Origin of the sequence: Streptomyces sp. NPDC018964 (assembly GCF_044390325.1) — a bacterium.
Taxonomy (GTDB): Bacteria; Actinomycetota; Actinomycetes; order Streptomycetales; family Streptomycetaceae; genus Streptomyces.
Map to the genome: position 1 here is coordinate 32,827 of NZ_JBIRYZ010000038.1, position 9,051 is coordinate 41,877.

Annotated in this window: 4 protein-coding genes and 1 pseudogene; 1 reads left to right on the forward strand and 4 read right to left on the reverse strand. The window is 70.8% G+C overall.

Annotated features, from left to right (window positions below; genetic code table 11):
• Nucleotides 1–393 precede the first annotated feature (393 nt).
• From ACH5AO_RS35795 to ACH5AO_RS35810, 4 genes are all read right to left on the reverse strand, one after another.
• Entirely contained in the window at nucleotides 394–3,552 is a 3,159-nt protein-coding gene (locus tag ACH5AO_RS35795; protein WP_398932141.1) for an amidohydrolase family protein, read from the reverse strand.
• 549 nt (nucleotides 3,553–4,101) lie between these two features.
• Complete coding sequence (locus tag ACH5AO_RS35800) at nucleotides 4,102–4,488, reverse strand: ricin-type beta-trefoil lectin domain protein (protein ID WP_398932142.1); 387 nt, start codon at nucleotides 4,486–4,488, stop codon at nucleotides 4,102–4,104.
• A gap of 1,022 nt (nucleotides 4,489–5,510) precedes the next feature.
• A complete protein-coding gene (locus ACH5AO_RS35805) occupies nucleotides 5,511–6,131 on the reverse strand; it encodes a hypothetical protein (protein ID WP_398932144.1) in 621 nt (206 codons plus the stop codon).
• A 474-nt stretch (nucleotides 6,132–6,605) separates the two neighbouring features.
• Nucleotides 6,606–8,141 carry a GMC family oxidoreductase gene (locus ACH5AO_RS35810; RefSeq protein WP_398932146.1) on the reverse strand — a complete coding sequence of 512 codons (1,536 nt, stop codon included), beginning with the start codon at nucleotides 8,139–8,141 and terminating at the stop codon, nucleotides 6,606–6,608.
• A gap of 788 nt (nucleotides 8,142–8,929) precedes the next feature.
• Here ACH5AO_RS35810 and ACH5AO_RS35815 point away from each other — a divergent pair.
• Nucleotides 8,930–9,051: pseudogene (locus ACH5AO_RS35815) on the forward strand (alpha/beta hydrolase); the annotation flags it as partial.

A 9,051-nucleotide genomic window follows, 5' to 3' on the forward strand; every position in this document is an offset into this window, starting at 1 on the left:
CGGCGGCATCCGGACGCCGCCGGCCGCGTCCGCGCGGACGAGCCCTGCCACTCCCGGGAACCCGGGCATCACGCACGCACGTCCGGGCCGTCGCACGGCCGGACGCCGTCTCCCGTGCCGTGCCAGGACGCGTCCACGATCCGGCCGCCGCGCGTGCCCACAAGGCGGGATCCTCACGGACCGCGCCTGCCGGTGCGCCGGCGCGACCGTACGGAACCCACCGCGAACGACTCGCACCACCGGCGGTTCGACCGCGGCCGTGCCCGGCTGGGAGCGCCGGGCGAACGCGCCTTCGCGCGGTTGAGGTCCCGGCGGCCGGACCGGCGGGCCGGCCGCCCCACCCGCCGGACGGGCGTCGGCGGCGTCCCGCACGGCGCCCGTCCGGCGAACGGCCTACGTCAAGGGGTGCTGAGGACAGCACGGTTCCCTGCGCAGCTGACGGCTGACCTCCAGCCAGTCGGCGGAGTCCCGGCCGGCCGACGCGTCCTCGCTGTACGCCGCCAGGAGATCGTCCTGTCTGTGGACGATGCCGTCACGCATGACCCATGACGTGCGCACGAGGTCGTCGAAATTCTCGAAGGGGTTGCCGTCGACGACGGTGAGATCGGCGAGTTTCCCGGGTTCGAGGGTACCGAGGGCGTCGTCGACGCCGAAGAGGCCGGCGGGGACGACGGTGACGGTGCGCAGGGCTTCGAAGGCGGACAGGCCGCTGGAGCGGAGCGCCCGCAGACCGAGGTGAATGTGGAGACCGGTGGGGGTCAGCGGCGCGTCGCTGCCGAGGGCCACGACGCCGCCGTGGTCGATGATGTCCTTGTAGGTCCCCACCTCCTCCTCGATCGCGTGCAGATGGTCGGGGCCCGGAGGGGTGGCGCTGTAGGCGGCGACCTGAGCCGCGTCCCAGGGCGGCATGAGCGTGGTGACCCGGGGATCCTGGGCCAGGGTGGGGTCGGCACCCATCAGGGCCAGAGCGGGGAAGGGGGTCATGATGAGCTTGAAATCGCCGCCCCGGTAGGTCTCTCTGACGTCCTGGTAGGAACGGCCGGTGGGGGAGAAGGACCGCCCGTGCTCGGCGCGCTGGGTGGCGTGGAGGTGCGTGGTCAGGTCGTGCCCTAGACCTGATCCGAGGGGCAGGAAGTGGCTCCCGGTCAGTACGCCGAGGTCCTGGTGGGCGACACGGCCGGCTTCCCGCATCAGCCATGCGGGGGCCCGGACGTAGGTCTTGACGAAGTCGTACTCGAGGGCGGCCGCACGTTCCAGGGAGCGGCGGAGCCCGGCGGGCGTCCGGTGGGCGCGGCCCATGCTGTAGCTGACCCGGCTGCCGTCCAGCAGTTCCCCGCTGGTGAAGAGCCGCGGTCCGGCCATGCGGTCGGCGGCCACGGATTCACGGATGCGTACCGCCTCATGGGCGAAACCGCCCAGGGACACGTTGGTGGTGATCCCGTAGGCCAGCATGAGGCTGGTCTGGCGTCCTCCGTAGGTGTACTGCCACGGATGGGTGTGGGCGTCCCACAGGCCCGGGACCACGGTGCAGGCGGAGGCGTCGATGAACGTCTCGCCCGGGCGCCGGCCCTCGCGGTGGGGTTCCACTGCGGCGATCCGGTTGCCCCGGATGACGACGTCGACGTTCTCGCGGACCGTGTGGCCGGTCCCGTCCCACAGCCGTCCGGCGTGTACGCGGGTGACGTCGGTGGCCGCGGGGCGACTGCGCCTGTAGGTGAGGGGTACCGGCACGTTCCGGCGGGAGGTGCCGTTGCGGCCGATGAGCCGCAGGGATCCGCTCGACTCGTAGAGGAGGGTCCGCGCGTCGCCGGACCAGGAGGGGTGGTCGGCGGCCTCGTCGGTGAGGCGGTGGGGTTCTCCGGCCGGCGTGCCGTCCGGGCGGACCGGCATCACCCACAGGGCCGACTCCATGACGAAGGCCATCGCCGTCCCGTCCGGCGACCAGACGGGACCGGCGTTGCCCCGGTCGGAGATCGAGGCGTGGGGCATGGGCTGGTGCAGGGCCCACTCCCCGGTCCGGGTGTCGACGACCCGGATGACGTTGTAGCCCTCGCGGAACCGCTGGGTGAGGCGGTTGCGGTCGCAGAAGGCGATGTACCGGCCGTCGGGGGACCAACTGGGCCCGCCGGGGATCCCATTGGCGCCCAGGGGCGCGACGACGGTCGTTTCCTCACCGGAGGCCAGGTCCTTGACCAGGAGGTTGCCCGTGGAGTCCTGGCAGGCGAGCCGGGAACCGTCCGGGCTGAGCACCGGGTTCAGGCGGCCGCCGGTCGCCAGGAGTTCCTCCCTGCCGCTGTCCAGCCAGTGCCGGTACACACCGATGAGCCCGTTCCCGTGGCCCGTCCCCTCGTAGGAGTACAGGACGCTGCGTCCGTCAGGTGCCCACGACGGCATCTGGACGTAGCCGAAGCGGTTGGCACGGACCACCTCCCGCGGGCGTCCGCCGATGGGCATGACCCACAGTGCGTTGAGCGCGGTGAAGGCGACGGACGTGCCGTCCGGCGAGAGGACGGGCAGGTGGATGCCGCGGACCTGCTGTGCGGCCGTCCCGTCGAAATCGTATGTCTTGGTCGGGCGGACGGGCCGGGGCGCGTCCACGGAAGCCGTGAAGTCCACCGTCACGGGCGCGCCGCCCGCCTTGCCCGGCTCGGGCCTGCGGACGCGGAGCTGTCCGTCCGCGAAGTAATGGAGTTCGCCGTCCCGGCTCCAGGAGGGAGGATGGGGTGCGACGTCCTCTCCGTCGGAGACGGCCCGGCCGTCGATCATGAGGCGGGACGAGGTGGCGTTGAACGGCGGTACCGCGTCCGCGATCTGGACGTAGGCGATCCTTCCGTCCGCGCTCACCGCGGGTCCCACGAGGGTGCTGTTCTCCACCGTGCGCAGTACGGTCACGTCACCGCCGGTGCCGGGGACGGAGGCGAGCGTCCGGCCTCCGTCCTTCCCCGCGCGGACGAAGACGAGCGATCCGTCGGGGTGCCAGGCGGGGTCGTAGTCGTCGACGCCGGGCTGACGGGTGATCCGTGTCAGTTCGCCGGAGCGGACATCGACCGTCCAGATCGCGTAGGACGTGCCGCCGACGGGGTCGCCGCCTCGTTCGGAGGAGAATGCCAGGCGGGAGCCGTCGGTGGACCAGGAGACTCCTCGGTCGTCCCAGGGGCCGGACGTCACCTGCAGGAGCTCGGAGCCGTCGGGGCGCATCGTCCAGAGGCCGAATCCGCCTCCCCGGTAGGCGCATAAGGCGATGCGCGAGCCGTCGGGGGCCCAGACGACACGGGTCGGTTCGAGGTCCACGGCAGTGAGCGCCGTCGCTTCTCCGCCTGTGCGAGGTACCGACCACAGCACCCCCTGCACCTCGGCGATCAGAGCGCCGTTCACCGGGGAGACGGCGACGGAGGCGTTCGTCGCCCCGGTGAAGGTCAGCCGCCTCGTGCCGGCCCGGCGGGCGGGTGCGGCGATCGCCGGGGCTTCCAGCGAGGACAGGGCGGCCATTCCGATGCCGGTGACTCCTGCCTGGAGGACGCGTCGGCGTGAGGGATTGCCGGAGGCGTTCATCGAGAACTCCTTGTGTGTGCGGTTCGGACATGCGCGTTCGGTACGTCCGGGTCGGCTGAGGTGCGCGTTTCGCTGCGCCGCGGGCAGGAGGGGCCGTCCGGTTCTCCCGGTGCCGGGCACCGTGTTCTCCTGTCCCTGTCTCGCCGGGCGCGGCGGGCCCGGGGGGCGGTACGGCTTGCGCCGCGGCTGACCGGACATGCCCGGCCGCCCGGCCCGACGCCTCGGGCACGGGGGCGAGGAGGGTCATACGTCATGCCCGTCGCGGCGGCCGGCAGCCGGTCGGTGACGCGACCGCCCGCGCGTCCGCGGGCCGGGGGGCGGTGTCCGGCATCCGCGTGAACCGGATGACGCCGGGACGCCTTCGCTCCGGTCCCGGCGCGGGGCGGGGCCGGGCGGGCACCGCGGTTGCGGGGCGGCGCGCGCACGCGGCCCTCCCGTCCGCCCGCAGGGAGCGCCCGGGGCCCGGCCACGGACACGGACACGTCCGCCGTCTCCCGAAGGGCCGCGAGGGCTCATCCGGCCCGGCCGGCGTCCTCCCCGCGGCGTCGGTCAGCGCTTGCTCCACTTCTGGTTGTCGGAGCCGGAGCAGCTCCACAGCTGGAGTGCGGCGCCGTTGGTCCTCTTGTTGTCGACGATGTCGACACACTTGCCGATCTCGGTGTTCACCAGATCGTGCGCGCTGTTGAGCTTGAACTTCTGTGCCCAGCCGCCGTTGCACTTGGCGAGCTGGATGGCGGTGCCGTTGCTCTGACCGGCCCAGGCGAGGTCCATGCACAGGCCGAACATCCGGGCGGTGCCGTCGGACCGGAAATCGATCTTCTGCCACGATCCGCCCTCGCAGTCCCAGGTCACCAGCCGGGTGCCGTCCGAGGCCGTGCCGTTTCTCGCACCGGAGGCGGCGATACAGCGCCCTCCGTTGTGGCTGCGGACCTGCACACCTGTGTAGGTGAGGGTCTGCCGGCTCGTGCTTCCCGTCGTCCGGTCGTCATTCGTTCCCTCCGCCGCGCCGGTGGGCTGTGAGCCGGAACCCGAACGTGGCGGCTGCGAGCCCTTGGCGGGCGAGGACGGCGCAGTGCCGTCGGAGCTGCCGGGGGATTCCGGTCCTTCAGCGGGCCTGCCGGATCCGTTGGCGGTTTCCGCGCCTCCGGCGGCGCCACCGGGCGCCCTCGGAACGAGCCCGGACGTGCCGGCACCGGGTTCCCCGGCGCCTCCCGGACGGTCCGAAGGGGACGGGGTACCGCGCGGGTCACCCGGTTGCGCCGATCCCCCCTCCACCGCCTTGGAGTGCGCTGCGGCCTCCTTGTCGTCCGACCGGAAGTTCGCGACCGCGAAGATCACCGCGATGATGCAGGCGGTGAGCGCGACCGCACTGACTATCCAGATCCATGGACGCGAACCCGGATCCCCACCCTCGCGGCTCTTCGTGGCTCGGCTGCTGAACGCCTTCGCGAAGCGTGACGACGCTCCGTCCAGCAGCGCCGGGTCCTGGGGCTTGGGCTGGGGCGGCACTTTGAACTCCCGTGGGGGCTTGTGGATGACGAATGAGCGAGAGGAGGGACTGTGTGCTCTCCGCCGGACGAGGTACGCACAGTCCGCGACCGGCCAACGGCCTGTGACGGGGGGCGTGATGCGAGCCGGGCGTGGCGGAGCATGTGAGGCGCCGGCGGTCCGGCGGAGCGGCGGCCGACGGGGGAGCCTGCCGCTCCCGGAACCTCCCGCACCCGCCCGGTGTGCCGTCGCACGCCTCCCTCGCGGCGGCCGGCCGTTCCCTCCGGCCGGCCGGGACGCGGCGGGGGTGGGCCCGCGCCGCCGTTCCCGGCGCCGTCATGGTCCCCGTCCGAGGACACGGCGGCGACCGGCGCCGAGGGGTGGCCGGGGCGGGAGCACCGAGGCGGGCAGGGCCGAGCGGTCCGTCGGCCCGCAGGGGCGGTCGTCGGTCTCCGGTGAAGACGCTTCCCTCACCTGTCACCGCGCTTCGTGTCCGGCGCCGTGATGTGCGGGACGGCTCCCTCGGGTGCCTTCTCCGCCAGCCGGTACGGCCATACTCCGTCGCCCCCGGCATCGTCGGCGCGCGTGTACCACGCCTCTCCGTGCCGGAGGACGGGGCCGTCGTACCACTTGACGGGCACCAGAAACGACATCACCGGGCCCCGCCCCGTGCTGTGACCGGGCCAGGGAAGGACAAGACCCCGATACGGGCCGTCGGTGAAGCGGATGGGGAAGTCCCTGACGGGGCCTTCCAGCGACCGGGCCGCCGCCTGCCTCAGCGCCAGTGCCCAGGCGGCGGCCTCCGCAGCCGTCGGCGTGGGACTGTAGCCGAGGACCTGGCGCAGGGCCGCGGTCACCGTGAGCAGTTCACCGTGAGCGGCGGAGGAGGGCAGGTCGCCACCGCGATCACGAAGGAGCCGGAGGGCGCCCCTGTCGGCGATCTCGGAAAGGTGGCGGTCCAGGCTCCGGCTCCCCAGGTCGATACCGGCCCGTTCCCACGCGGCAACGGCCAGGGCCACCGCATGCTCACCGTCCGCGGGCGCGTCATCAGGGCATGGTTCCTGACGGAGCAGGTCGGGTGCGGTGCTCACAGAGAGCCATCTCCTTGTGCGGGGTGATGAGGGGACGGGACAGGAGGACCTTCGGGTTCTGGACGTGCTCGATCACGGGCGCGTGCCCCGGCCACCACGCCGAGGCTGTCGTCGCAGCGCCTTCTTCCCGGTACCGGCAGCGTTGTCCGCTGTCGGCCCGGTCCTGGTGCTGTGTCACCGGCGCGGCCCGCCCTCACTCGTGCCGGGCCGGCCTGGGGCAGCAACGCGCGATGGCCGACGTCCGCGACCGGGGAACTCAGGGCCCCGGCGCGACGCGAGCACTGCCCGGGACTCCCGTCCGTCACAACGTCTGCCACCGCCGCCGGGTTCATCACGGGGCACAGGAAGACCGGCGTTCTCCGCGGGAGCCACGGCACCGGGGAGGCGTCGGGCGGGCCGGCGTGGCCCCGGCGGGCGGAACGGAGGACGCTCACTTCCCGCCTGGACGCCCGCCGGACGGCACAGGTCATCGAGTCAGCCCTGGCGGAGGCCCGTGGAAAGGCGATCTCCTCGGATGAGGCTCGAGGCCTTCTCGCCGATCATGAGGGTGGCGGCATTGGTGTTCACACTGACAATGGTCGGCATCACAGAGGCGTCGGCCACGCGAAGGCCGGCCATACCGTGGACCTGGAGATGCGGATTGACGACCGACATGTCGTCCACCCCCATCTTGCAGGTGCCCACCGGGTGATAATACGTTCCGGTACCCTGGGCGATGAATTGACGCAGCCACGCCTCGCTTTGAACGTCGCGGCCCGGAAGAACTTCCTTGTTGCGCCAACCGCTGAACGCGCGAGCAGCATTCAGCTCGCGGGCCCGTTCGATCCCCAACAGCAGTCGCTGGACATCGTAGTCGTCATCGAGATAGTTGGGGTTGATGACGGGCGGCCTGTCCGGGTCGGAACCGGACAGCTTGATCCAGCCCCTGCTGCGCGGAACAGTGGCGATGCCGATGGTGTAACTGTTGGCCGGCGACTGAAGAGTCGGCGGGTGGAACGGGACATGGATGAACATGAACTGCATGTCCGGGCCGGGAAGACCCGGTTCACTGCGCCAGAGCATGGAGACCTCGGCATGATTCGCCGTGCCCGGGGGAATTTCCCTGCTTGCTTCGACGACATATCCCAGCAGAGGGTGGTCGTGCAGGTTCTGCCCTACGCCAGGAAGGTCGTTGACCACCTCGACGCCCACTTCACGGAGATGTTCGGCGGGCCCGATTCCCGAGGCGAGAAGAAGTTTCGGGGAATCCACGGCGCCGGCGCATACGATCACCTCCGCCTCTGCCCCCACTCGGGTCAGTTCACCCTCGTGTACGTACTCCACTCCCACACATCGCGATGCCCGGAAAAGAAGCCGCCGTGCCCGTGCGCCCGTGACGACCGTCAGGTTCGGCCGGCCTGATACCGGATGGAGATAGGCAGCGGCGGCGCTCAGCCGCTTACCGCCCGCGATCAGGAGTTCATGCCATCCGGCGCCTTCCTGGACAGAGCCGTTGAAGTCCTGAGTCAGGGGGTAGCTCAGCTCTGCGGCCGCATCGAGGAAAACCTGGGAGAGGGGATTGGGGTCGCTCGCGACGCCCGGAGTTATCGGACCGCCTCGGCCCCTGTAGTCGATCTCGTTACCCGGAACGTGCTCCATCCGACGGAAGAACGGAAGCACACCGCTGTACCCCCATCCGGCGGCGCCCCCTCTCTCCCATCTGTCGAAGTCATTCCTGTGACCTCGCAGGTAAACCATGGCGTTGATGCTGCTGGAGCCACCGAGCACCTTTCCTCGGGGCCAGGAATGTACTGATCCGGATGTGCCCGCCTGCGGTTCGGTTCTGTAGTTCCAGTCGAATTCAGTACCCCAGAGCGCCGGCCAGGCCGACGGCGTATGGATCAAATCCGATGTGTCCTCCCCGCCGGCTTCCAGGAGAAGCACGCGGCTGTCGCTGTCCTCGGTGAGCCGCGCTGCGACGACGCACCCGGCAGAACCAGCCCCTACGATCACGTAATCGAAATGCTTCACAGCTTCTCCTTCTGCTCGCTTCTCCTGAAACACATGAATGCATCGCCTGTCCGGCAGGGGACGGATCCGCGACTCGGTCCGAGAAGTCGGCGCTGCGGGACGGCACGCGCCTTGTCGAATTACCGGCCGGCTACTTGTCCGTGCGCTCGACGGGCATCACTGCCGGGCTTTCGCCCGGCCGGCCATCAGGCATCAATGCGGTACGGTCGGCGGACGGGCCGTCCCGCACTTCCGATAACTTCCGGCGGAGAGGCGCCCTCTTCATTCCAACGGTTCTCGTCGAGTCACGGTTCACCTCGCCGCCGGTGCCGCGAGCGGTGTTCCGCTTCACCGGGCCCGGCCTGAGGGCACGACAGAGAAGCCCTCTCCTCATGGACGGGCGCCGGCCCCCGCCCGGTTTCCGGACCGGCCCGCCGGTCACCGCGCCGCCATCGCGGTCCGGCGTGACGCCGAGGACTGAGGGAGCAGGACCGCCGGGTGTCATCACCCCGCCACGGCCCCTGAGCGCATCGCAGGGGTCTCTGCCCAGAAGCGCCAGGTTCCCCACGCGGACCGCTTGACATATGACACCATGCCACGTGCAATATATTGCATTCATTCAGAGAGTATCGACCGTCACGCACCGGCAGCCGTACGCATCTCACCGGCCCGGTCCGGGACATCGGCACCCCGAGCATGAGCGAAGCCGGGCGGGCCGGCCCTCAGGGCACAACGTGCCCGCACGTGAGGGGCGGAGCACACGCGAACCGCCCTCGACACCTCGTTGATCCACAACCGTGAGGAAGACTATGAACAACGCCCAGTCCCCCACCGATAAGCCGACGATCGTCCTGGTGCACGGCGCGTTCGCGGACTCCTCGAGCTGGAACGGCGTGATCAAGAACCTCCAGCGCGAGGGCTATCCGGTCAT